This window comes from Mucilaginibacter angelicae (genome assembly GCF_042434235.1).
Taxonomy (GTDB): domain Bacteria; phylum Bacteroidota; class Bacteroidia; order Sphingobacteriales; family Sphingobacteriaceae; genus Mucilaginibacter; species Mucilaginibacter angelicae.
Genome location: NZ_JBHLTS010000022.1, coordinates 799760 through 823556 on the forward strand (window position 1 = coordinate 799760; position 23797 = coordinate 823556).

The 23797-nt window shown below is 42.6% G+C and carries 21 protein-coding genes; 16 read left to right on the forward strand and 5 right to left on the reverse strand.

What is annotated here, in order from left to right; genetic code table 11:
- Nucleotides 1-65 precede the first annotated feature (65 nt).
- From purH to rodA, 6 genes are all read left to right on the forward strand, one after another.
- Entirely contained in the window at nucleotides 66-1592 is a 1527-nt protein-coding gene (gene purH, locus ACFFGT_RS15445) for a bifunctional phosphoribosylaminoimidazolecarboxamide formyltransferase/IMP cyclohydrolase (RefSeq protein WP_377023432.1), read from the forward strand.
- Nucleotides 1593-1830: 238 nt separating this feature from the next.
- On the forward strand, nucleotides 1831-2853 hold the full coding sequence (locus tag ACFFGT_RS15450; RefSeq protein WP_377023433.1) for a rod shape-determining protein: 1023 nt from the start codon (nucleotides 1831-1833) through the stop codon (nucleotides 2851-2853).
- 129 nt (nucleotides 2854-2982) lie between these two features.
- Nucleotides 2983-3816 (forward strand): rod shape-determining protein MreC, encoded by an 834-nt coding sequence (mreC, locus tag ACFFGT_RS15455; protein WP_377023434.1) that lies wholly within the window; start codon nucleotides 2983-2985, stop codon nucleotides 3814-3816.
- Nucleotides 3809-4327: a rod shape-determining protein MreD gene (locus ACFFGT_RS15460; protein WP_377023435.1), complete on the forward strand. Its 519-nt coding sequence runs from the start codon at nucleotides 3809-3811 to the stop codon at nucleotides 4325-4327. The genes mreC and ACFFGT_RS15460 overlap by 8 nt, the downstream gene beginning before the upstream one ends.
- Nucleotides 4324-6357, forward strand: coding sequence for a penicillin-binding protein 2 (mrdA, locus tag ACFFGT_RS15465; RefSeq protein ID WP_377023436.1), 2034 nt, complete (start codon nucleotides 4324-4326; stop codon nucleotides 6355-6357). Before ACFFGT_RS15460 ends, mrdA begins: the two co-directional genes overlap by 4 nt.
- Nucleotides 6354-7619 (forward strand): rod shape-determining protein RodA, encoded by a 1266-nt coding sequence (gene rodA, locus ACFFGT_RS15470; RefSeq protein WP_377023437.1) that lies wholly within the window; start codon nucleotides 6354-6356, stop codon nucleotides 7617-7619. The genes mrdA and rodA overlap by 4 nt, the downstream gene beginning before the upstream one ends.
- 96 nt (nucleotides 7620-7715) lie before the next feature.
- On the opposite strand, the gene ACFFGT_RS15475 is transcribed toward rodA, so the two are convergent.
- Entirely contained in the window at nucleotides 7716-8783 is a 1068-nt protein-coding gene (locus tag ACFFGT_RS15475) for a DUF8457 domain-containing protein (protein ID WP_377023438.1), read from the reverse strand.
- A 73-nt stretch (nucleotides 8784-8856) separates the two neighbouring features.
- Between ACFFGT_RS15475 and ACFFGT_RS15480 the strand changes: the two genes are divergently transcribed.
- On the forward strand, nucleotides 8857-9438 hold the full coding sequence (locus tag ACFFGT_RS15480) for a thymidine kinase (protein ID WP_377023439.1): 582 nt from the start codon (nucleotides 8857-8859) through the stop codon (nucleotides 9436-9438).
- A 132-nt stretch (nucleotides 9439-9570) separates the two neighbouring features.
- On the forward strand, nucleotides 9571-9939 hold the full coding sequence (locus ACFFGT_RS15485; protein WP_377023440.1) for a response regulator: 369 nt from the start codon (nucleotides 9571-9573) through the stop codon (nucleotides 9937-9939).
- Between the two features lie 326 nt (nucleotides 9940-10265).
- On the opposite strand, the gene ACFFGT_RS15490 is transcribed toward ACFFGT_RS15485, so the two are convergent.
- Both ACFFGT_RS15490 and ACFFGT_RS15495 read right to left on the reverse strand, forming a co-directional pair.
- Entirely contained in the window at nucleotides 10266-12449 is a 2184-nt protein-coding gene (locus tag ACFFGT_RS15490) for a TonB-dependent receptor family protein (RefSeq protein WP_377023441.1), read from the reverse strand.
- Between the two features lie 129 nt (nucleotides 12450-12578).
- Nucleotides 12579-13145, reverse strand: a complete 567-nt coding sequence (locus tag ACFFGT_RS15495) for a hypothetical protein (RefSeq protein ID WP_377023442.1) — start codon at nucleotides 13143-13145, stop codon at nucleotides 12579-12581.
- Between the two features lie 626 nt (nucleotides 13146-13771).
- Here ACFFGT_RS15495 and ACFFGT_RS15500 point away from each other — a divergent pair.
- Complete coding sequence (locus ACFFGT_RS15500) at nucleotides 13772-14320, forward strand: DUF892 family protein (protein ID WP_377023443.1); 549 nt, start codon at nucleotides 13772-13774, stop codon at nucleotides 14318-14320.
- Here the strand turns inward: ACFFGT_RS15500 and ACFFGT_RS15505 are convergent.
- Nucleotides 14310-16754 carry an NACHT domain-containing protein gene (locus ACFFGT_RS15505; protein WP_377023444.1) on the reverse strand — a complete coding sequence of 815 codons (2445 nt, stop codon included), beginning with the start codon at nucleotides 16752-16754 and terminating at the stop codon, nucleotides 14310-14312. The genes ACFFGT_RS15500 and ACFFGT_RS15505 overlap by 11 nt on opposite strands.
- Nucleotides 16755-17270: 516 nt before the next feature.
- Between ACFFGT_RS15505 and ACFFGT_RS15510 the strand changes: the two genes are divergently transcribed.
- The 4 genes from ACFFGT_RS15510 (at nucleotide 17271) to ACFFGT_RS15525 (ending at nucleotide 20364) form a co-directional block, all read left to right on the forward strand.
- Complete coding sequence (locus ACFFGT_RS15510; protein WP_377023445.1) at nucleotides 17271-18194, forward strand: DUF6607 family protein; 924 nt, start codon at nucleotides 17271-17273, stop codon at nucleotides 18192-18194.
- 89 nt (nucleotides 18195-18283) lie between these two features.
- Nucleotides 18284-18610, forward strand: coding sequence for a DUF6686 family protein (locus ACFFGT_RS15515; protein ID WP_377023446.1), 327 nt, complete (start codon nucleotides 18284-18286; stop codon nucleotides 18608-18610).
- A 113-nt stretch (nucleotides 18611-18723) separates the two neighbouring features.
- Nucleotides 18724-19575: a helix-turn-helix domain-containing protein gene (locus ACFFGT_RS15520; protein ID WP_377023447.1), complete on the forward strand. Its 852-nt coding sequence runs from the start codon at nucleotides 18724-18726 to the stop codon at nucleotides 19573-19575.
- A 75-nt stretch (nucleotides 19576-19650) separates the two neighbouring features.
- Complete coding sequence (locus ACFFGT_RS15525) at nucleotides 19651-20364, forward strand: siderophore-interacting protein (RefSeq protein ID WP_377023448.1); 714 nt, start codon at nucleotides 19651-19653, stop codon at nucleotides 20362-20364.
- 14 nt (nucleotides 20365-20378) lie between these two features.
- Here the strand turns inward: ACFFGT_RS15525 and ACFFGT_RS15530 are convergent, their stop codons facing one another.
- Entirely contained in the window at nucleotides 20379-20870 is a 492-nt protein-coding gene (locus tag ACFFGT_RS15530) for a hypothetical protein (RefSeq protein ID WP_377023449.1), read from the reverse strand.
- Between the two features lie 417 nt (nucleotides 20871-21287).
- Between ACFFGT_RS15530 and ACFFGT_RS15535 the strand changes: the two genes are divergently transcribed.
- The 3 genes from ACFFGT_RS15535 (at nucleotide 21288) to ACFFGT_RS15545 (ending at nucleotide 23719) form a co-directional block, all read left to right on the forward strand.
- Complete coding sequence (locus ACFFGT_RS15535; RefSeq protein ID WP_377023450.1) at nucleotides 21288-21413, forward strand: HVA1 family protein; 126 nt, start codon at nucleotides 21288-21290, stop codon at nucleotides 21411-21413.
- Nucleotides 21414-21723: 310 nt separating this feature from the next.
- Nucleotides 21724-22488, forward strand: a complete 765-nt coding sequence (locus tag ACFFGT_RS15540) for an ABC transporter ATP-binding protein (protein WP_377023451.1) — start codon at nucleotides 21724-21726, stop codon at nucleotides 22486-22488.
- A 106-nt stretch (nucleotides 22489-22594) separates the two neighbouring features.
- On the forward strand, nucleotides 22595-23719 hold the full coding sequence (locus ACFFGT_RS15545) for an ABC transporter permease (RefSeq protein WP_377023452.1): 1125 nt from the start codon (nucleotides 22595-22597) through the stop codon (nucleotides 23717-23719).
- Nucleotides 23720-23797 lie beyond the last annotated feature (78 nt).

Consider the following 23797-nt stretch of genomic DNA (forward strand, 5'->3'; position numbering starts at 1 on the left):
TCTAATTATCTAATCACCAATTAACTAAATATCACTACCTTTGCGGCTCAAAAAACAGCGTGTACATGAGCCAGTCAGTTCAAATAAAAAATGCTTTAATTTCTGTTTATTACAAAGATAATTTAGAGCCCATTATTCATGAGTTAAACCGCCTTGGTGTAAATATATATTCAACCGGTGGTACCGAAACTTTCATCCGTAATTTAGGTGTAAATGTAATTCCGGTCGAAGACCTTACTTCATATCCTTCCATCCTTGGCGGTCGTGTTAAAACCCTGCACCCTAAGGTTTTCGGTGGCATTTTGGCCCGCCGTAGTTTTGATGGCGACAAACAACAATTAAAGCAATACGAAATTCCTGAAATTGACCTGGTAATTGTCGACTTATACCCTTTTGAAGAAACTGTACAATCGGGCGCAGGTGCCGAAGACGTGATTGAAAAAATCGACATCGGTGGCATTTCTTTGATCCGCGCAGCTGCAAAAAACTTTAAAGATGTAGTGATCGTAGCTTCAAAAGATGACTATGCAGGCCTTGAAAATATCCTGAAAACACAGGATGGTGCTACCACGATTGATCAGCGCCGTTCATTTGCTCAAAAAGCATTCAACATATCGTCGAACTACGATACACATATTTTCAACTATTTTAACGAGGCTGAACCGCTTCCGGTATTTAAACAAAGCATCCAAACCAGCCAGGTTTTACGTTACGGTGAAAACCCGCATCAAAAAGGCACTTTTTATGGTAACCTTGATGCCATGTTCAACAAACTGAACGGTAAAGAGCTTTCATACAATAACCTTGTTGACGTTGACGCAGCCGTGGCCCTGATAGACGAATTTACCGAGCCTACCATTGCTATATTAAAACATACCAATGCCTGCGGCATTGCATCCCGCTCATTCATTAAAGAAGCCTGGATAGATGCTTTAGCCTGCGACCCTGTTTCGGCCTTTGGCGGGGTAATTATCGCTAATGCCGAGATCGACGCTGAAACTGCTGCCGAGATCGACAAAATATTTTACGAAGTATTGATCGCCCCAGCATTTACAGATGAGGCCATACAGATCCTTTCAGGTAAAAAGAACCGCATCCTGTTGGTGCGCCAGCCGGTTGAGCTGCCTGTTAAGCAGTTCAAAACTTTATTGAACGGCGTGATTGAGCAGGATAAAGACGCTGTGATTGAAGGCCCGGCCCAAATGACCACAGTTACCGAAAAAGCACCTACCGAGGCCGAGTTAAAAGATCTTTTCTTTGCCAATAAAGTAGTAAAACATACCAAATCAAACACCATTGTTTTTGCTAAAAACAACCAGTTAATGGCAAGCGGTGTTGGCCAAACTTCAAGGGTTGATTCGTTAAAACAAGCCGTTATTAAAGCGCAAAGCTTTGGTTTTGATTTAAAAGGCGCGGTGATGGCATCTGATGCGTTTTTCCCGTTCCCTGATTGTGCCGAACTGGCTGCCGAAGCAGGCATTACTGCCATTTTACAACCGGGCGGTTCAATTAACGACAAGCTTTCGGTTGCTATGTGCAATGAAAAAGGTTTGGCTATGGTTACAACCGGTGTACGTCATTTTAAACATTAATTTTGAGTTGGTTTAATTGGTTGATTAAGTTGATTAGGAGAGTGGTTGGATTAGGGAGTGAGAAGTTAGTCGGTTTAATCAATCAAAAAAAACTAATCAACTTAATCTAACCTAATAAACCTAATCAACCAGCACCCAACACAATAAATGTGATTTTTTAACGCTTTAAACTGCAAAATGCTAATTTAATTAAGCGTATTTTTATAAACTTTGCATAACATACTGAAAGAAATACCAGATGGGTTTATTTAACTTTTTTACACAAGAAATTGCTATCGATTTAGGTACCGCAAATACCCTCATTATACATAACGATAAAGTTGTTGTTGACGAACCCTCGATCGTGGCGTTCGACAGGACAACCAATAAAGTGATTGCCATTGGGCGTCAGGCCATGCAAATGGAAGGCAAAACGCACGATAATATCCGTACCGTACGCCCGCTTAAAGACGGGGTAATTGCCGACTTTAACGCTGCCGAGCACATGATCCGCGGGATGATCAAAATGATTAACCAGGGCAAGGGGTGGTTCTTTCCATCGCTGCGTATGGTGATCTGTATCCCATCGGGCATTACCGAGGTGGAGAAACGCGCTGTGCGCGACTCGGCAGAAATTGCCGGCGCTAAAGAGGTTTACCTTATTCATGAGCCAATGGCTGCTGCCGTAGGTATCGGTATCGACGTAGAAGAGCCTATGGGCAACATGATCATTGATATCGGTGGTGGTACTACCGAGATTGCCGTTATCGCTTTATCGGGTATCGTGTGCGACCAGTCAATCCGCGTAGCGGGTGATAACTTTGATTCGGATATTGTTCAATACATCCGCCGTCAGCATAACATTATGATTGGCGACCGTACTGCCGAGAAAATTAAAATTGAGGTTGGCGCCGCCCTTCCTGAACTGAGCGATCCTCCGGGCGATTTTGCCGTTCAGGGCCGTGACCTCATGACCGGTGTGCCAAAGCAAATCATGGTATCGTACACCGAAATTGCACATTGTTTGGATAAATCAATCTCAAAGATTGAGGAAGCGATATTGAAAGCATTGGAGATTACCCCACCCGAACTTTCGGCCGATATTTACCAAACCGGCATCTATTTAACCGGTGGCGGTGCATTATTACGCGGCCTGGATAAGCGTGTAGCCGCCAAAACCAAACTTCCCGTTCACGTTGCCGAAGACCCTCTTCGCGCCGTAGTACGCGGAACCGGCACCGCCCTTAAAAACATTGGCAATTTTAAATTTTTAATGCAGTAACTGAGGTTAGTGATTAGAGGTTAGTGATTGGAGATTAGTTTTATTGTAATACTTATCTTTAATTTCTAATCTCTAATTTAATTTTGCAAAATAACTAATCTCTGATCTCCAATTAACTAATCTCCAACAATGCGTAACCTTTGGATATTTATAACTAAGTATAACGCGTTTTTTTTATTTCTGATTTTTGAGATTAGCTCGCTACTTATTTATATCAAATACAACTCGTTTCAAAAAGCGTCTTTTATTAATTCAACCAGCCAGGTAACCGGTACGCTTTACAGCCAGGTTGATGCATTAAAAGGATATCTGTCATTAAAGGAAACCAATGATAGCCTTGCCCGCGAAAATGCAAAGCTCCGCGGTCAGCTTAAAGCCTCTTTTTATGTCGACAGCGTTGAAAAGCGCAAGGTTAATGACACTGTTTACAAACAGCAGTATAGCTATATTGTGGCCAAAGTTATCAATAACTCATTTAATAAACGCAGCAACTACATTACCATTGACCGGGGCAGCAGGGACGGGATCCAAAAAGATATGGGTGTAATAACCGGGGCAGGCGTAGTGGGCCAGGTTATTGCCGTAACCGATCATTTGGCTATTATCCAATCTGTTTTGCATAAAAATACCCGGTTTAGCGCCATGCTTGCAAGCACAAAGGATATAGGCTCATTTGTATGGGGCAATGACCTCGACCCGCACAAAGGTGTACTGATAGATATCCAGAATAACGCACAACCTAAAATTGGCGAAACGGTAGTTACCTCCGGCTATTCGCTTTTCCCTACAGGCATACCGTTTGGCAAAATAACTAACCTGCATGCCAAGGGCGGTGGTTTATTGATCAACGTTGAGGTAGCCCTGGCTGTCGATTTTACAAAGCTTCAATACGTTTACGTGGTGAACAACAAATTTGCCGGTGAACAAACGGGACTGGAGGCCGTACAAAACAAAAATGAGTAGGACTATCCTTGTTAACCTTGTCAGGTTTATGGTTTTGGTTTTCATGCAGGTTTTCCTGCTAAAAAACATTACGTTTTATAATCTCGCCACCCCGTATTTCTATATACTTTTTATCCTGTTGCTTCCCTTTGAAGTACCTAATCCGCTGCTGTTTCTACTGTCGTTCCTGATAGGCCTCACTATTGATGCCTTTTATGATACACCGGGGCTTCATGCTTCGGCCTGCGTTGTACTGGCACTGGTGCGTGTGCTGTTTATCAGCATTACCGTACAAAAGGATGGCTTTGATAACGAGCCCGAACCTACTTTGAGTATTATGGGCTTCAGGTGGTTTTTCACTTACGTTTTGATCCTTACTTTGTTCCACCATTTTTTCCTGCTTAATTTAGAGGTTTTTAGTTTTTCTGAAATACAATACACACTAAGCCGTGTTGTTTTAAGTTCATTGTTTACAGTATTTTTAATACTAATTTCGGGCCTGCTATTTTTCAGAAGGAAAGAACGTAAATGAATAAGTTTTTTGAACGCCGCTACGTTGTTACCGGTATCTTTATTGCTATTATTTTAGCCCTGCTGGGAAGGCTTTATTATATCCAGATAGTTGACACTAAATACGAGATTTACGCTAACAGCAATGTAAGGCGTACCACCATACTTTACCCCGCCCGCGGACCAATACTTGACCGCAACGGCAAAATCCTTGTACAAAACGAACCCATTTATGATGTTACCGTTAACCCCAAGGAGGTAAAACCTTTTGATACCCTGCTGCTTTGCAAAATGATAGGTATTGATAAGGAAGGTTTTGACAAGCGCTTTGCCAAGGCTAAAAAACAGTCGCCCAATACAGCATCGGTATTTGAAAAACAAGTTTCGGTTGAGTTGTATGCTTCATTGCAGGAAAAGCTATTTGAATTTCCAGGTTTTGATATCGTTCGCCGCACTATACGCACCTATCCCGATTCTGTTGCTGCACAGTTTTTAGGTTTTATAGGAGAGGTTACCGACCGTGATATTAAACGCTCCAATAACTACTATCGTTTGGGTGATTATATCGGCGTAACCGGCGTTGAAAAAGCGTATGAAAATGTACTGCGTGGCCAACGGGGCGTACAGGTACAAATGGTTGATTCGCATGGTGTGCCAAAAGGCTCGTTTGCCAACGGCGCGCTTGATACCGTACCCCGGTCGGGCGAGCGCCTGACATCATCATTAGATGTTGATCTGCAAAGGCTTGGCGAAAAGCTGATGCAAAACAAACTGGGCAGTATTGTGGCTATAGAACCATCATCGGGCGAGATCTTGTGCTATGTAAGCAGCCCTACCTACGATCCTAACCTGATGGTGGGCCGTCAGCGTGGTAACAACCTCGCTAAAATGTACAATAATCCGTATAAGCCGTTCTTCATCAGGCCTATACAGGCGCAATATCCGCCGGGATCATCGTTTAAACCATTAAGCGCCCTCATTGCCCTGCAGGAAGGCATCATCAACCCCAACGAAACTTTTTATTGTACCGGAAATTACCGGGCGGGCAACCGAATTGTACACTGTAACCATGGCGAAGCGCACGGAACGGTGAATATGGCCCGGGCTGTGGCCGAATCATGTAATGGCTACTTCTCGATGGTTTTTCAGCGTATCGTTGACCGGTACGGGGTAAAAAACACAGAAGCCAATTTTCTGGCATGGCGAAATAATGTAATGAAATTTGGCCTTGGCGCCCGGCTTGACCTGGATATGCCGGCCGAAAGCCGCGGCAACGTACCAACGCCTTTACATTATGATAACGTTTACCATAAAGGTGGCTGGCGTTCAAGCACCATTGTTCCCTTGGCTATAGGCCAGGGCGAACTTTTGGCAACGCCATTACAAATGGCTAACCTGGAGTGCACTATTGCAAACCGCGGTTTCTTTTATAAACCCCATCTGATTAAAGCCATAGGTACCGAAAACGTAATTAAAAAGGAATATACCCTAAAAAATTATGTGGGTATTGATTCCGGCTATTTTGAACCTGTTATTAACGGGATGCAGGCAGTGGTTGAAAGTGGTACAGGTATCCGGTCAAAAATCCCAGGTATTATCATGTGCGGTAAAACTGGTACTGCACAAAATCCACATGGCGAGGATAACTCGGTATTTGTTGCCTTTGCCCCGCGCGATAATCCTAAAATAGCAATAGCTGTTGTAGTTGAAAACTCGGGCGAGGGTGCGCATTGGGCGGCCCCTATTGCCAGCTTTATAGTTGAAAAATATTTAAGAGGTAAAGTAACTCCACGCGAATCAGGAATTACGGTTGACTATTTTGCAAATGCAAACCGCCTGCCCGATCTTAGTGTTTATGCCCACGACTTACAAAAAGAACGGATGCGCGACAGCATCAGGGCAGCAAAGGTTGATTCGATTAAAAAGTTCAAAGCCGATTCAATTAAAAAATTCAAAGCCGATTCGATAAAAAAGGAACGGCGTGAAACGGCCAATAACAATAAGCCGGCAAACTGGGTTAAATCATTAACAGGCGGGAGGAGCAAGTCATGAGCACTCAACAGCGTAGTTTCTTTTTTAATGTAGATTGGCTTACCGTTTTTCTGTATCTAATACTTTGCACCATAGGCTGGTTTAATATTCATGCGGCTGTTTTTGACCCTAATCACTCCAGCTTTATTGACGCTTCAACCAATTATGGCAAGCAGTTTATTTTTATTTGCGCATCCGTAGTTGTTGGCATTGTTATTCTCCTGCTCGAAAGCCGGTTTATTGCCGCCCTGGCCCCCGCATTTTACGTAGTGATAGTTTTGCTGCTGATACTGGTGCTGGTAATAGGCCGGAATGTAGGCGGTAACCAGGCCTGGATAAACATGGGTGGTGGTTTCAGGCTGCAGCCCTCGGAGTTTGCCAAGTTTGCAACCTGTTTATTACTTGCCCGATATTTAAGCGGCACCAATATCCGTGTTACCGACCCTAAATCATTTTTAATGGCAGCGGCCATTATCGGGTTCCCGATGCTGCTGATCATGCTGCAGCCCGATACCGGCTCAACACTGGTGTTTTGCTCATTGATATTTGTTTTATACCGCGAGGGTCTTTCGCCTTATTTCCTGATCATTGCGGGCTTGTTTATCACCCTCTTTGTTACATCGTTATTATACAACCCGCTGTATATTATCCTGATCCTGGTTGTGTTAACAGCCCTTATCATCTTTTTATTTAAACGTAACAGGCAGCTCATTAAAACTATGGTTATCGGCCTGGCCATTTCCATTGCGTTTATGTTCAGCGTAAAGTTTATCTATACGCACGTTTTAAAGAAACATCAAACAGAGCGTATTAATATATTGCTGGGTATCACTACCGATTTAAAGGGGAAAGGCTATAACGTAAACCAATCCAAAATTGCTATAGGCTCCGGTAAACTTTGGGGTAAAGGTTATTTACATGGTACCCAAACCCAATACTCTTTTGTGCCCGAACAAAGTACCGACTTTATTTTTTGTACCGTTGGTGAAGAATGGGGCTTTGCCGGCTCATTAACCGTGATAAGCCTTTTCATGTTCCTGATACTGCGCGTCATTTTAATAGCCGAACGGCAGCGATCGCCTTTTACCCGCGTTTACGGTTATGGCGTAGCTTCAGTACTGTTTTTTCACGTGGTGATCAATATCGGTATGACTATCGGTGTGGTGCCGGTTATCGGGATCCCTTTGCCGTTCATCAGCTACGGAGGATCATCGTTATTAAGCTTTACTATGCTCCTGTTCACGCTCATCAAGCTCGATTCAAACAGGAAATCGAATGTCTGATTTTTTTTTAAGTCTGAAGTCGGAAACTGGTTCCACTATGAACTATGAACCATCAGCTATGAACTGTGGATGAACCATCAACTATGAGCAAAAACGCTACGCTACGGGATATCTCCTTCTCAGCAGGGCATAAAACTTATCGGCTGTTGATGCTTTACTTTCCCAGTTGTTTTTAACCACATAGTTTGTTTTCAGGAAACGTTCGGCCTCTTCAAAGGTATTAAAGCGGTTTACTATCTCAATAGCTTCACTGTAGGCCAGGCTGTAACCATTAAACAGGTCTTTTATATAAAGCAGCTTATCATTCAGGTTTATGGCCGATTTCAGATCGGTAACAGGCAGTTCGGCAGTAGTGCTTGCGGCAACGTTAGCCTTCTCAGCCTTTTGGGCCATCATCCGTTGATTAAATGTTAATACCTGCTGGCTGTTTGCATCGGCAGGGGCAGTTGCTGTAACAGGCTCAGCGGCGGGCTTTACCGTCTCAATTACCGGTGCATGTTTTGGCTGCTCGGCTATAGGCGCTATTTCAACAGGCTTTTCAGGGAGCTGGCTAATCAGTTCTTCCTGCTCAAACTGGTCGGCTTCATCATCCCAGGTATCGGCCTCGCCTAAATTAAGTTCAAAGCTGTTTCCTTCCGGAATTTCCTGCTGAAATGAATAGCTATCAATTTCCTTTTCGGCAGCAATATTTATTTGAGGTTCGGGTGTTTGTTTTATTTCGGGTTCCGGGTTAATCACCTCAATTTTTACAGGGTTGTTAAACGGTACAGGGGCTACAGGTTCGGCATCGCTAAGTTCAATCTTATCAACCGGAACAGGGATATGCTGCTGCACTACCGGCTCAAAAAAGCGCTGTTCATAAAGGGCTTCCTGCTTTGCAGGCGGTGGTGTTACAGGAGCCGGAACAGGTGGCGCCACCGGGACTACCGGCTTAGGCTGCTCAGCCGACGGTTGGGGCTTTTCTGCAGGCTGTACAGGGCTTGGCGCGCGTTCGTTAATCCGGCGCAAAATTTCGGCATGGTCTTTTAAAAAATGGGCGTTGGCTACAAAAAGCTCTAATTCAAGTTCGTTAAGTTCGCTGGGATCAGCTGCAAGGTAGTCGTATTGATCATTAAGCTCTTTTAAAATCCCACCTATCTTTTTAAATACATCCATTTGCTTCATGGCCTCAATGTTAGAAAAATGCTTATCAAAAATAGGATTAAATTCTGATATTTGCCGACTATAAAAGTCATAAATGGTATATCACGAAGAGGTTTTCAGGCGTAAAAGTGAGTTAGGCGGCAGTATTGAGGTTATCTGCGGATCAATGTTTTCGGGCAAAACCGAAGAGCTGATCAGGAGATTAAACCGCGCCCGCATAGCCAAACTTAAGGTTGAAATTTTTAGCCCCAAGGCTGATACCCGTTACGGCGAAGAGGCTATTATTTCGCACAATGCTAATAAAATAACCTCTACCCCGGTTGATAGTGCCTCGGCTATCTTATTGCTGGCCAGTGATGCCCATGTAATAGGCGTTGATGAAGCCCAATTTTTTGACGATGAACTTCCCGAAGTATGTACCCTGCTGGCCAACCGCGGCGTACGTGTAATTGTAGCCGGCCTGGATATGGATTTTAAAGGCCGCCCTTTCGGTTCCATGCCTGCCATTATGGCCATTGCCGAGTCGGTAACCAAGCTACAGGCTGTATGCGTAAGGTGCGGCAACCCGGCCCAATACTCGTACCGCTTAGTGCACGATAACTCAAAAATATTACTGGGCGAAAAGGAAAGTTATGAGCCCCGCTGCAGGGCCTGCTATAACACCGTTGCCGGTTAACATTTCATTAAATAATATATTTTTTATTTAATACTATAGGTAAAACAAATACAGGGTATCTGGTTGTTATACACTTAAACAAAGCGGCTCTAACAGGCAGGCATTTTAATAAAGTATATAGCAATTAAACTCATGGCCAAAAAGGTTTTAGTTATAGAGGACGATAAAGATATCCGCGATACCGTGGTGTATGTACTGGAGGAAGAAGGTTACGAAGTAATACAATCAGACAATGCCCGCATCCTGCGAACCCTTACAACTATTAACCCCGACCTGATTTTACTTGACAACTGGCTTACCGACTGGACCAGTGATGCCAATGGGCAACAACTAAGTAAAGGAATAAAAGACGATCCGGCTACCAGTCATATCCCGGTGATCATCATTTCGGCCGTGAGCAATATCAAAGAAATAGCCAAAGCCGGTAATGCCGATGGCTACCTTGCCAAGCCATTTGACCTGACAGCACTTTCAGAGATCGTAAAAAAGCACATCAAGTAAGCAACCCTTATCAGTATAAATAAAACAGCCCTTCAAATTAATGGAGGGCCGTTTTGTTTTGCCTCACCCCAACCCCTCTCCAAAGGAGAGGGGCTTAAAGCATTTTCAAAGTCCTCTCCTTTGGAGGTTAATAGCCATGAAAAGACATAATTCAAGAATTAAACTGCTGTATCGACTCACCCTGACATCGCTACGCTTGTCACGCCTCTCTACGCAAGCGTAAAGAGGGGCTTTTTGTTTTGCCCTCTTTGCGGCGTAGCCGGAGAGAGGGCGGTCCAGCGAAGCGTTGACCGGGTGAGTCAACTATGCAGTTTTCCTGGGCTGTTTTAAATCTTCACACCAAAACCAATATTAAATGTACGTCCGTCTGCCGGTAAAATGCCCGGGCCCGGATACATGTTAATACGGCGGGTAAAATACTTAGCGTTAAAAATGTTGTTCATGTTGGCTGTCAGGTGATAGTTTTTCAGGAAGCTATAATTGAACGCCCAGTCAAACAAATGATAAGATGGTACTATACCGGTAGCACCTGTAGCATTGAAGGTAGTGTTATTGGCATCGCTGAAGCTTTTGCCTACGTAACTGTACTGCAGGGTGCTGCTTACATGGCCGCTTAAAAATGTTAAACCGGCACGGTCAATCCAATCAGGTGTACCTTCAAGATGATTATCCTTCAGGCTTACATTTTTACCATTCTGATTTAGAGAACCACTGGTATAACGACCGTAAGTGTACGATAGTGAGTTGAATAAACGGAGATCGCTCCCAGCCGACTTATCAAACGAGCGGATCAGCGAAACTTCGGTAAATGCTTCAATACCTTTAGCCACACCATTGCCAATATTAGTCATATAAAGGTGGGTTACATTATTGGCATCAGTTTGTGTTAAGGTACCTGCCCTGTTACCATAGTAAACATAAAAGGCATCAACATCAAAGCTAAATACCGTGCTGATATGCCCGCGGTAGCCAAGGTCGGCATCGTAGCCCTTGCTGTCCTTAATATTAGGATCGATGATGGTCAGCTGATCTGCAGGAGTAACAGCTGCATAAATATAAGGGCGGTAAGCCTGCGAAATATTACCATAAAACTGGCTTCCGTTAGCCAGCTGATATTGCAAACCGGTACCAAACAGCGGAAAATTGCGCTTATCATTATAGCTTACCGGCACAGTACGGTTTACAATAACGCCAGAAGTAGTGGTGTTGATCTGCTCAAAACGTACACCCGGGGTAACTGTAAATGCCTGTGTTACCTGGAACATGTTTTCGGCAAAGGCAGCATAGTTTAAGGTGTGCAGCCTTAGGTCGATACCATAATCTTTAACCAGGCTCAGGTCAAAGTCAGAGACCACAGTACCTGTGCCTTTTTGTTTGCGTTTGGTAGTTTCTTCAAAATACCTGACACCTGCTGTGAACGAACTGTTAAGGTTACCAAGCTTGTACGTGTGCAGCAAACGTGCTTCGGTGGTGAAAGCGGCATAATAATCACGGTCGACCTGGCGCGGGTTAAACGTTTTAAGGCTGGTATTAACGGTATCAGGTATATTGGCTGTGTTAATAAACTGCACACTGTTGCGCTGGCCAAACAGAACATGCGAGGTAACTTCCAACCTGGTATTTTTATCAAACTGGTAATTGAACAGCAATGCAGGGATGTTAATTTCCGGGTTAAAAAAGTTACGTGCACGGGTTGATTGACGGTTATTAGCTGTGAACTGCGCATCGGTTAAACCGCCTGCTATCTGCTGCCTGTAATCAGATCGTGAAAACTGGAAAGCTATGCTCCCTTTATCATTAAACTGGTATTTAACATTGGCATAGTAAGCGCGTGAATTAAAAGCAGCATCGGGCCGCCAGCCATCGCCGGTTCGCGCACTGTAAAATGCGTAATAGCTAACCTTGCCTGCTTTACCGCCAATAGCGTTGTACGAATTAAAAAACCTGTTTGAACCGGCCGATTGTTCACTTTCAAAACCAAACACTTTGGTGCTGTCGCCTTCTTTAAGCTTAAAGTTAACCATGCCGCCAAATTGGCTGCCAAATTGCAATGCTGCCGAACCACGTACTATCTGAATTTCACTTACCGCCTGAAACGGCACATTGTAGTGATTTTCGGGATAGCCAAACATATCCGAGTTGGTGTTGTAGCCATTTTGCCTGATGTTGGTTTCGATAGAGCGGTGTGTATCAGTACCACGGGTGCCAATATTGAGCTGCAAACCGGCACCGTCCATTTCCCATACGTTAACGCCCGGCACTTTGGCAAAAGCCATACGGGCATTGTTATTGGCTAAGTTTGCTTTTCCCGCATCAAGGAAAATATCAAAAGTTCGTTTCCCGGCAAAAATATTGGTACCCGATACGTTGGGCAAATGTTTGGGCCTGCTTTCCTTAATGATAACGCTATCCAATTGCAGGGTATCTTTAACGCTTTTGTGTTGTGCACGGGCCAGGCCTGCGCAGCTCAAAAACAGCACAGTTAATGAAATTTTATAAAGAGTATTCATTTATTCAAATAAAAAGAGATTAGGGGATATACTGTTCGGGCACAACAATAACCAATGCATATGCATGCACACAGCGCACTGCAGGGCACATGATGCATTCCATTAAAATTGAACGGAACAGATTAATTATCAGGTATAAATTCGGGCAGGCGCCATTTCCGGGGGCTGACCGCTAACGGCTACAAAAGCGTCAGGAATGCTGATATAAACAAATGTACCGGGGGCCTGAACAGGCTCTGCCGGCTTTATAAAAGCGTATGAAATTTCGGGACAGTTATATTTTGCGTCGCTGCCCAGTTTTTTTTCTGATGATTCATGTGTACGCTTGCTGATGGGTGTGCTATCCAGCTTTTTAGCGCAGATCACATTCTCGTTCAGCAATTTTGTTGTTTCATAGTTAGGGATACATTGTACATAAAGTGTATCACGGGTAACCCTGAGTTTTACATAATTGTATGAAACACCATCTAACTGTAACTGCCCTGAAATATTCACATAGTTATTCCAGTCGTGTATAAAAGGCAGGTTTTGTTTAATCTTGATTTCAATAAGATCGCGGGTATTGTATTTACCTTTGGCAATTTGCCGCGCTATTATCTTGTTTGATTTATTAACAAAATATTGATTGAGCGCCATGTACCCAAGTAAATTGAGCAAATGGGTAACTAACATCACTATGGCGAAAGTCTTTTTCAATCAATAATCAGTCTAAACAATAGCAATGCTACGCAAAATTTTAGCTATAAAATAATTATGCGTTAAAATTCTTAAACTTGAATAATTAATTCTGGATAAATTCTGGAGAATGACTAATGTAAAATGGAGGCGGTTCAATACAATATATTTGTTTATTATGAACATACCACGTACAGTATCGTGTATAGACAAATAATCCGGCCCTGATGTTGAGTTATAATTTTACACTATTACGAAAATAGTTTTCCACCACTCGTAAAAAGCGCAAAAAAAAGTAACTTATATATTACAATTGCAATTTTTACATACATGTAACAAAATCGGTACGCGTTTTGACTTGCGTCTTGTAGATTTATTTAATAATGTCCTGATGATTAAATGAGGCAAGCAATTTGTTTATTTCATGATCTCATTAAAGAATGAATATTGCATAAACTTGTTGCTTAGCAGGCAGCAAAAAATAACTTTAGCACAATTAGCATTTGCTCAAATTACTCTAAAAGCCGGTTAGCCGGTCGGTTATTTTCTATCAATATCTCATTCCTCTGTTTTTATCGGTCATACAGCCTTTTAAACAAAGTCCCTATCGCAGCAGCGGCATTATTTAACTATGACTGATATAATTAATGAAAAAGAAAACACCCCGTATGGTATCCCCTTACCCAACACAATGGGCGTCAGATAAGTTGATCATCTTTTTTACTGAACACCTGAACAGGATCTATTGCGCCAAAGCACACCTGGCCGAACGGCTTTTAGAAATTGCAGATACCGACAGCTTTAAAGATCTTAGTGCGCCGATAAAAGAAACCATCGATGAAACCGAAAAGCAAATTGCCCGTATGGATGGTGTGTACGTACAGCTTCAAAAACGCTATTCGTTTGAAAATTGCAGTAGCCTGATTTCCCTGCTTGAAGATGAATTTACAACCATCCACCAGCATAACGATGATGAAGTACAGCGTGATATGTGTATCCTTTCATACCTGGAATATGTTGCCGGCGTTGAAAAAAATTCAAAGCAGGTGTTGCAATTAACTGCAATTGAAAAAAACAACGAGCCGATGATCCGCTTTTTGGAGGAGCACTTAAACAATTCAAAAAGCGGGCATGTGCTTTATAATTTCTTAATAGCCAAGTATGATAATAACCAGCAGGCAGCTGTTAGCTTATAAAGCTGTTTTGTTTTAAAAATATATCGGCACGTAAACCGCTTTCGCTCATTGTTTTCAGGAACATATAGTTAATATGCTTATAAACCCGCTCGGGCGGATGTTTAATGGCATGCTGATTTCTTAATAAAAAAGCAAACATATACACCCGCGATAGCTTATAATCCATTTCATTAATAATAAGGTTTGCCCACTCTTCAAGTGTATCATCGGCTAATGAAAGTTGCCTGTTATTGAAACTAACTATAATCTTAATGCAATTGAATGATGTGATCATGAGCGGGGTAAAGGCCTCTTCGGCCTGCCTGTAAGCCTCATCCAACTCAAAATATAGCGACATAGCCTTTTTAATCTGACCAAGAGCAAGGTGCTCTTCTGTTTTTATTCGTTTTAAAAAAAAGCTGTATACACAAATAGTATTAGTAACCGGGCGATAATACTTTTCAAGCACTGCAATAAAACGCAGCGTTTTTAAAGGCCGGTTGCAGATTCTTAAAGTATGTGCTGCTAATAAAAATACCAGGTCATTTGAAGCAGAGCCTTCCAGGTGCAATGGGGGCCGGAAGTAAAACCGTGTAAGTTCATGAAAAAACTCTTTATTAATGATACCATACTTAAGGTATTGATATATGGTATTGATGCATTTTAAAGGACTAACCGAAAACTCGTAATAACTCACAGCCCCAAAACCGCTCATTATTTTAAGATATTCTTCAAGCTTATTCATTTCAAGCCCTATTACACTTATTGCAGCAAGGCCGGTATAAACCAGGATCTTCTTTTTATCCGAAAGCTCAAACTTAAGCAGGGTATGCAGGGTTTTGGCATAATCGTTATTAATAAACTCCAGGCCAAACAAATAATCAAACAGTTCGTCGCTGCAATCCTGTTTAAAATACTGTATCAGCGTTTCGGAATCTTTTAACGTGCTAAATTCTTTTTCAAGTAAATCACCCAAAAAAATGATCAGGTCTGATTTTTCGTTGGTGTTAAGGCGGGTTTGCGATAAAAGCTGGAAACTTTCCTGCTGCCCGCTTTTAATGGCATAAATAATGCTCCATTTTAATATGGATAGTTTACGTTCGCCGGTAAAATATCTGTTAATAATATTTATCAGGTCGGCATTAAAAAGGTTATCATTTTTATGCAGGAGATATTTGGTTATCGAAAACTCAAAAAAATGATCATTACTAAATTCAATCGATGTTTTGTATTCAAAATCGCTGCTGCTATTATGCTCACGGATAAAACCGATACTCAACAATTCAAGGTAGGCGTGATTATAATGTTTGATAACATTAATAAGTTCAAGTTTACTTGCCTCAAATACACCATTCTCAAAATCCATCTGCTCAACTATGGCCTGGATCAGGTATATTTTATCCGCCGAGTACTGGCCCATATAAACCTTGTTTAAAACAAAATTTGAAATAAGCTCATAAACGCTTACATGATCAACATCATTGAGTGAAAAATTTTTCTTGTGCTGTTTATAGTAAAACTGAAAATAAAGCGGATGATTAAAATTTTCGACCACATTTACCGCTATGAAACTTTTTATGGCAGGATTAATTTTAAGACAAAGCTCTTTGATTTCCTGGATACTAAACAGCGGTACATTTGAAGGCTGGTTGTGTGTAGTGAAAAACCCTTCAAACCACGGGCTTTGCCCCATTTCAATCATATGATTATAATTCATCCATGTTGATGACCGCATAGTTAAAACCAGCTTAAACCATTCATGCGATTGATAAAACGAAAAGATATCAACCAGTTGGTTTATAACCAGCTGAAACTGGTCGTTCTTAAACATATGTTCATCAACCCCATCAACAATCAGAAAAAACCGCCCTTCCTTACGTTGCCTCACATCAAGGAGGGCAACAATATCCTCTTCCATTGAATAACCAAGCAGGCCCAGCATCCAATCATTCAAATCCCGGCCGCTTAAAAACACATTCATTAAAGCACTGCTGCTAAAAAACAATACAATATCATTGCCGCTTTGCTGTATCTTTTCATCAACCCAATGGCACAGGGCCACCGTTTTACCATATCCGGCGGGTGCGGCAATTACGGTTGCTGTATAACTCCCCTGCAAAAAGGCGGCGAAGTGATCATCAATAAACTGCCTTCTGATGGTTTGCGGATAAGGGATCCCTGTTTTGTTTTTGATTGCCTGCAGGGTAAAGGAGGTTATTTTACCGGCATTTACTTTTAAAAGGTCCCAGTCTACAGTTGTACTGCTTTGTTTTACAGATTCGGCCTCCTGCTTTCTGCAAAAATCATCCCAGCCCTCATAGTCACAGTAACGCGATAAGGTATTGAGGGTAAACATGGAAGGATTGAACTTGCTGTATGCAAAACCATAAATCCGTTTTAACGTTGTTTCGCTAACCCGCTGTTTGGTTTTTTCAAGAATATAAGCTTCGAGCATCTTACAATCGGCAGGAGCTATGTTTGATAACCCCGCAGTTGTAAGAACAGAATTTTTTAAGTTCTCAGAATAATATTTAGAAAAACTCGTCATAATTGGCGTTTCAACTCAGCAAAACTTATTATCGTTAAGGGGGTACACCAATAATACGCTGAATAATATTTATAATTTATATGCTTTACCTGTAAAGGCCGGCTTACTGCTTACAGAATAATTTTATGTTTAAATATAGTTATTGGCAGGCCAAACCACCAAGATGAATAAAATGAATAAAACATTAAGGGTTGAGATGGCTGAAGCTCCCTGGTAAAACTGTACCCGTAAGCGCATCTTCGTTTACCAGTCATCCGTTTCTTCGGTATATACACATGAGTGCTTAAAACCTCTGATCGCCCATTCGTGTAATTAATTTGATTGGATTGTCAACAAGGTTTTTTTATTTTTATTTGGATTTATTCTAAATAAGACATTCCTTTGTTCCTGTTAATATATCACAGCAACTAAATTATCCCACTAATGAAAAAAATCCTTTGCCTGTTAATGCTGTTAAGTACTGTTCAGATAAGTGTTAAGGCACAATCAAAATTAGATCAGGACCGCGCTGCCATCCGCGCACTCGGCGGTTTTTATAAAGTAACTTTTGACTATGCCGAAACCTTTTCGCCCGATACGGCATACCGCAACCATCCGCAATACCATTCATGGGGGTATGAGTTGGCTGCCGTTGAAGAAGATTCGCCCAAAAAAATAGTTATACAACATTTGCTGGTTGTTGGCGACAGCGCGGTAATAAAACACTGGCGAGAAGACTGGGTGTATGAAGAGCCGACACTGCTTAACTTTGATCAAAGCAGCACCTGGAAAAAAGGCACATTAAAAACTGCAGAAGCCAAAGGGCGCTGGGTACAAAAAGTTTTCCAGGTTGATGACAGTCCCCGTTACGAAAGCATAGGCACCTGGATCCATGCCGATGGCAAACATTTTTGGCAAAGCGAGTGCGATTCGCCCCTGCCCCGCCGTGAGTTTACCAAGCGCAGCGATTATAATGTATTGCGTCGCGGCAACCGCATCTGTTTAACTCCAAACGGATGGATGTTTGAGCAGGACAATCAAAAAATAATCCGCTCGGCCGGTGGCGATAAACTTTTGGCCCGCGAAAAGGGCTATGAAGAATTCACTAAGGCCGACGAAGCTAAATTTGCCTATGCAAAAGGCTGGTGGCAAAAACAACAGCCATACTGGACAGCAGTACGCCAGGTATGGGATGAGGTTTATGCTCAGAATACCATCATCAAATTAAAAGGAAAAGTAGATGGTAAATTACTTTACGAACGCCTGTTTGAACTTGCCGATCAATCGGCAAAAGAAAAATGGGATGCTCAAAAAAGTAAAACAGAAGCCCGCAAGCTTATTAACAATTATTTGGTTACCAATGCTTAAAATATAAAGTCCTGTTCTGTAGTTTAGTCGTTTACATCAAACGCTTAACCGGCAGAGCAGGCACCAATTCAACTTAATTACCGGAATTTATGTGCGACGCTAAAATACTCAGCCAAAAGGGAACATCGGTAGTAAGCCGCTGTTCCGAATGCCAATGCATATTTATATGGCACCATAACCTGATCCTTAGCTTTACACCCGATCAATTTATCCAGTTTAAAAACTTCGCAATTGATCTTGATTTCGGCGACCATTCCTTCCCCTTTCCCGACGGACAGGAGCGCGTTGTAATGCGTACACCGGTTAATGATATCCAGCTTACTTTTACTGTTGATGAATGGGATGATTTTCATGCCTCCATGGATGAAGCCATTTATATGCAGGAGATTTACACGTTGGTTGAAGGAGGTAAATAAGCCTCGAAATTACCATAATTAAAATACAATCTTTAGCAGGGAGAAATTGCATCTTCCCTGCTAAAGATTACGTTAACATACTATACTATAAACACTACAGCTACCCGGCAAATATGAAAGATATACCTGTACACCAGTTAATTGAACGAACAAATTCAGGATTTGAGATCAGACATTTTGAAAGTGGCGAAGAGGGCGCGAAAAAAGCGCCAATGGGAGCCCATCGTGATGATCATTACCTGTTTTTTTTGATTGAAAGCGGTACAGCATCACTCATGATAGATTTCAACGAGGTGCAATTTCATGAAAACACATTTTACTATATACTGCCGGGGCAAGTACACCACCGGATCCGTAATGAGATTGCCGGCGGCTGGTATGTAGCTATCGACACACAGCACATTCCGTCCGACTTCCGTAACATTTTTGAAAACCAGCTTTTTTTGCAGCAGCCTTATCAGCTTAATGATATTGAACTGAGGCAATACCAGCAGATCCTTTGCCTGCTGCGTGAAAAGAATGACGAGGATAATAACAACGCCTTCTTTTTGCCTGTTTTGCAATCGCTGATACAATCATTTGCAGGCATGGCTGCGGCCACCTTCAGTAACATTCATACGCCCGAAAAGCAACTTTCACGACCGGCACAAATTTCACATCAGTTTAAAAAGCTGTTGCTGAGAAACGTTCGTACAGTTAAAGGCCCTTCGGCATATGCGGGCATGCTTAATGTTTCGGAATCATACCTTAACGAGGTTTTAAAGAAAACCACCGGCTTCCCGGTAAGCTACTGGATAACCCAGGAGGTAATGCTGGAGGCCAAAAGATTATTGTATTACAGCGGCCTCAATGTAAAGGAAATTGCGCATGCATTGGGCTATGACGATCACACTTATTTTTCCCGGTTGTTTAAAAAATCGGCATCCATCACGCCGCTCGAATTCAGGGACAAACACCGTAAATAATTCAACCTTTACCCCGAAATTACTATTTTATCAGGCTAAAATTCAATGTTTCTTTGTATTATTAAAACAATACACATGGAAACATCCACTCTTCATAAATTAAAAAGAAAGGCGGGCAGTTTGTTTGAAAACCAGCTTTTACAAAGCGGCAGGGTGCTTGAAGTAAGGCACTGGGAGCCGTCGACCATGATTGAGATCGACCTTCATTTACCACAGGCCGATATGCAAAACTGGCACGAAGTACCCTATATAAAAGTAAAAGTTGACAACCTTACCTACCGCGACTATACCCCCGCCGGCTGGGATGCCGAAACTTGTACCTGCACCCTTTATATTGATGCAGCCCACAGCGGTCCCGGCAGTAAATGGGCTAAGCAATTGCAAAAGGACGATACGGTACGCTATTTAAAGATCCGCTCAACCAGGCACGCACCGGCAAGCACCCCATCAATAATTGGCCTTGGCGATGAAAGCAGCATGGGGCACCTGCTGGCCTTACAGCAAATGGTATTACCTGCAACCCGCTTTTCAGGAGCCATAATCATGGCCGATCAAAATCATCGCGGCTTATTCGGGCAGTATTTTAAATCGCCCCTAAAACCAATTGAGCGCAATGATGTATACGGCCACCACAGCCTGATACAGTGGGTAATGGAACAGCAGTATAATCTTGAGCACTCGGTATTTTACCTTGCCGGTAACCACACCATGGTGGGCGAACTGCGTAAGTTATTAAAGCTGCAGGGGTATCCCTCAAGCCAGATCAGGGCACAAGGGTTTTGGTCGTAGGCAAAACCTGCAGGTTATTGTTTAACCAGGATCTTGTAAGTTTCCAAGCCGGGTTCAAATGGGAGGCCTGTATAATCAAGATCAATTCGCAAAGTATCACCCGAAAAGCTTTTTATTTTCCAGTCCGGGAGATAAATTGTTTTTGGGGTATTTGCGCGGTGTATAGGAACAAGCTTTACTTTATCACCATAAAACTTAACCGACTTTGTTAATATATCATATCCATAGGTACCGCTAAGGGTATCAATTTGAGGTTTATCGGGCGTAGAAACGCCCATATCTTCCCTGATAATTTGATAATGCCCGTTAGCATCAAGCTTTACAGAAAGGTATGGGTCATATTCACCACTAATGATCACAGAACCTGAGGTATTATAGGTAACATCAGCCCACGAATGAGCTTCCAGTTTTAATTGTATAGGATCAACAGGTGTTTGCTTAACATCTTTTTTGCAGGATGCCATGCAAACAACCAATAAAAGGCTTAGGTAAATGGAGGATTTCATGGGGCTAACATACATTATCAATGTTAAAAAAGTATTAACACGAATAATCTGTATATGCTTTCAAACCCAGTTATTCCCCCAATTTTTACCGATGAGATGTGTTTTTAACTGTCATTTCTCCGATATTTTACCGCTATTCACCGATAACCATACTTGCTTCGCCTAATAAACCTAACGGCAGGGGGCCTTTTGTGCGCAATTTTGGATCACTAAACAACAACAAAATAAATGCCATGAAAACTCTACTTGCAATTCAATTGATCCATTTAGTTATGAAAGCTGCGGAACATGCCGTATCCATTGCCCACGCTATTGGTCATTTAATAAAATAATGCCCCGGCACCCCGAGGGGCCGTTATTTCATCTTAATCAAATCAATAACCTGCAAAGCTTGTTATCCATCAAACAGGCAACCGTATGCAAAAGGGAGATGAAGTAACCTGGAAATGGGGACAATCAGAAGCTGAAGGCCGCATTGTTAAAAACGATGAGCCGGTAAGCAAAACCATAAAAGGCGCAAAAGTGAAGCGAAACGCCCACTAAACTTTTGCGAACAATATTACAAGCCCGGATGATAAGCATCCGGGCTTTTTATTTAATATTTTAACATCTTCTTTATTTAATTTCAAATCAAACTTTATAAGCTATTTCTCGCAAAGGCGTGAAGACGCAAAGGTTTTTTCTTAGCGCCTTCGCGCCTTTGCGAGCTTAAATAAATTGTGAATATTCGATCTTCTACTAAGATGGCTCAGCGCAACCTTCATAACCCTCGCCAACCTGATTTCACCGTAAAAATTATGTATTTCACCGAAAAACTCATGGTTATTTCATTAATGTGATGCATTTTTACCCCATGACAAAACAACCTATCATCACTGTAAACAACCTGGTAAAAAACTATGGCGATTTTGCAGCCGTTAAAGGCATTAGTTTTGAAGTTTATGAAGGCGAGATCTTCGGCCTGCTTGGCCCAAATGGCGCCGGTAAAACCACCACCCTCGAAATTATTGAAACCCTTCGTGATAAAACATCCGGCAGCATCATAGTTGATGGCTTCGATATTGAAACCGATGCCGATAGCATCAAAAAGCTTATAGGTGTACAGTTACAGGCTGCGGGTTATTATCCCAACCTCAATCTGTCGGAGCTGATCGTGCTGTTCTCGGGCTTGTATGGCATTGATAAAAGTCCGATGGAGATGCTGGAAAAGGTCGCCCTTACCGATAAGGCCAAGGCTAAATATAAAGACCTGTCCGGCGGACAAAAACAGCGCTTTTCGATTGCTACCACACTCATCAATAACCCCAGGATCATATTTCTGGACGAACCCACAACCGGCCTCGACCCACAGGCCCGCCGTAACCTCTGGGACCTGATCCGCGAGATCCGCGACCAGGGTACCACCGTAGTGATCACTACCCACTATATGGATGAAGCTGAAGTACTGTGCGATCGTGTTGCCTTTGTTGACGGTGGCCACATCATCGGCATCGATACCCCCGACCATTTTATCGACGAGCTGGTAGCCTCAGGCTTTGAACGTAAAAAACAGGTAAAACTGGCCAACCTGGAGGATGTATTCATTAATCTTACCGGTAAAGAATGGCGGGAGGGATAGAGCCCCCCAGCCCCCTGAAGGGGGAGCCAGTATGCAGTTTTGAGTTTGCAGCAGGCAGTAAATACCAAGCAAGCAAGGCCCAATAAACTAATGAACCATTGAACTAATGAACAAACCATACAGCAATACAAAAGCAACCCTGGCCATTGCCCGGGCAAGTTTCCGGTCGATATTACGCAGTCCTTCGGCGGTGGTGTTTACGCTGGCCTTCCCGTTGATATTTATTATTGTTTTTGCCAATATTGGCGGCGGCGGTATGTCGATAGATGTGGGCGTAGCCAAAGGCAGCGATACATCTGCCAACAACCCGGTTTATACCGCGCTGAAAAAAAACAAGATCATGCACCTCATCAATGATCAAACTACCGATGAGATGAATAAAAACCTGGCAAAAGGAAATATCGATGCTATTATTGATCTTCAACCATTTGCACCACCGTCATCAATGACTGTGCATGTACAATACAGCCAGGCGTCGGGCGATAAGGGTAGTGTACTAAAATCAGCATTGAATAATATCTTTTATAAGATCCAATCTGTTGAGCTGGCCCGCATCCAGTCGTACACAACCGTTAAAGTACCAAATCTTATCGACCTGAAAGAAGAAACCATAAGCGGTCGCCCATATAAATATATCGACTTTATTTTGCCCGGGCAGTTAGGCTTTTCATTGTTGAGCAGCGGCGTTTTTGGCACAGCCTTCGTTTTTCTAAGTTTAAGGTTAACACTGGTTATCAAGCGCTTTTTTGCCACGCCGGTTAAGCGTTACAGTATTGTTTTGGGCGAAGCCATTGCCAGGCTAACCTTTTCATTATTAGGATCATTATTCATTATACTGGTTGGCCACTATATGTTTGGCTTTACGCTGATCCATGGTGTCACAACCGTGCTTAATATGCTGATACTCTCGGCCATAGGGCTCATCATTTTCATGGGCTTTGGTTTTACCATATCGGGCATTGCCAAAAATGAAAGCTCGGTGCCGCCGCTTTCAAACATCATTACGCTGCCGCAATTCCTGCTTTCGGGTACATTTTTTTCTATTACCGCTTTCCCAACCTGGCTGCAATATATCAGCAAGGCACTGCCGCTTACCCATTTAAATGACGCAATGCGCAAGGTAGCTTTTGAGGGCGCGGGTTTGGGCGATGTTACCCATCAGCTGCTGATATTATTTGCCTGGTTTATCGGAATTTATGCTGTGGCTGTGAAAACGTTTAAGTGGGAATAGCAGGAAAGACGCAAGACTTTTAGAAACAAGAATCAGGAATTTGAGGATTGTCAACCTCGCCGCCCATTTTCTTCTTAC

Coding starts and splice junctions, on each gene's coding strand:
- purH (WP_377023432.1), top strand. CDS start 66: ATGAGCCAGTCAGTTCAAATAAAAAATGCTTTAATTTCTGTTTATTAC.
- ACFFGT_RS15450 (WP_377023433.1), top strand. CDS start 1,831: ATGGGTTTATTTAACTTTTTTACACAAGAAATTGCTATCGATTTAGGT.
- mreC (WP_377023434.1), top strand. CDS start 2,983: ATGCGTAACCTTTGGATATTTATAACTAAGTATAACGCGTTTTTTTTA.
- ACFFGT_RS15460 (WP_377023435.1), top strand. CDS start 3,809: ATGAGTAGGACTATCCTTGTTAACCTTGTCAGGTTTATGGTTTTGGTT.
- mrdA (WP_377023436.1), top strand. CDS start 4,324: ATGAATAAGTTTTTTGAACGCCGCTACGTTGTTACCGGTATCTTTATT.
- rodA (WP_377023437.1), top strand. CDS start 6,354: ATGAGCACTCAACAGCGTAGTTTCTTTTTTAATGTAGATTGGCTTACC.
- ACFFGT_RS15475 (WP_377023438.1), bottom strand. CDS start 8,783: ATGAAGCAAATGGATGTATTTAAAAAGATAGGTGGGATTTTAAAAGAG.
- ACFFGT_RS15480 (WP_377023439.1), top strand. CDS start 8,857: ATGGTATATCACGAAGAGGTTTTCAGGCGTAAAAGTGAGTTAGGCGGC.
- ACFFGT_RS15485 (WP_377023440.1), top strand. CDS start 9,571: ATGGCCAAAAAGGTTTTAGTTATAGAGGACGATAAAGATATCCGCGAT.
- ACFFGT_RS15490 (WP_377023441.1), bottom strand. CDS start 12,449: ATGAATACTCTTTATAAAATTTCATTAACTGTGCTGTTTTTGAGCTGC.
- ACFFGT_RS15500 (WP_377023443.1), top strand. CDS start 13,772: ATGAAAAAGAAAACACCCCGTATGGTATCCCCTTACCCAACACAATGG.
- ACFFGT_RS15505 (WP_377023444.1), bottom strand. CDS start 16,754: ATGCTCGAAGCTTATATTCTTGAAAAAACCAAACAGCGGGTTAGCGAA.
- ACFFGT_RS15510 (WP_377023445.1), top strand. CDS start 17,271: ATGAAAAAAATCCTTTGCCTGTTAATGCTGTTAAGTACTGTTCAGATA.
- ACFFGT_RS15515 (WP_377023446.1), top strand. CDS start 18,284: ATGTGCGACGCTAAAATACTCAGCCAAAAGGGAACATCGGTAGTAAGC.
- ACFFGT_RS15520 (WP_377023447.1), top strand. CDS start 18,724: ATGAAAGATATACCTGTACACCAGTTAATTGAACGAACAAATTCAGGA.
- ACFFGT_RS15525 (WP_377023448.1), top strand. CDS start 19,651: ATGGAAACATCCACTCTTCATAAATTAAAAAGAAAGGCGGGCAGTTTG.
- ACFFGT_RS15530 (WP_377023449.1), bottom strand. CDS start 20,870: ATGAAATCCTCCATTTACCTAAGCCTTTTATTGGTTGTTTGCATGGCA.
- ACFFGT_RS15535 (WP_377023450.1), top strand. CDS start 21,288: ATGCAAAAGGGAGATGAAGTAACCTGGAAATGGGGACAATCAGAAGCT.
- ACFFGT_RS15540 (WP_377023451.1), top strand. CDS start 21,724: ATGACAAAACAACCTATCATCACTGTAAACAACCTGGTAAAAAACTAT.
- ACFFGT_RS15545 (WP_377023452.1), top strand. CDS start 22,595: ATGAACAAACCATACAGCAATACAAAAGCAACCCTGGCCATTGCCCGG.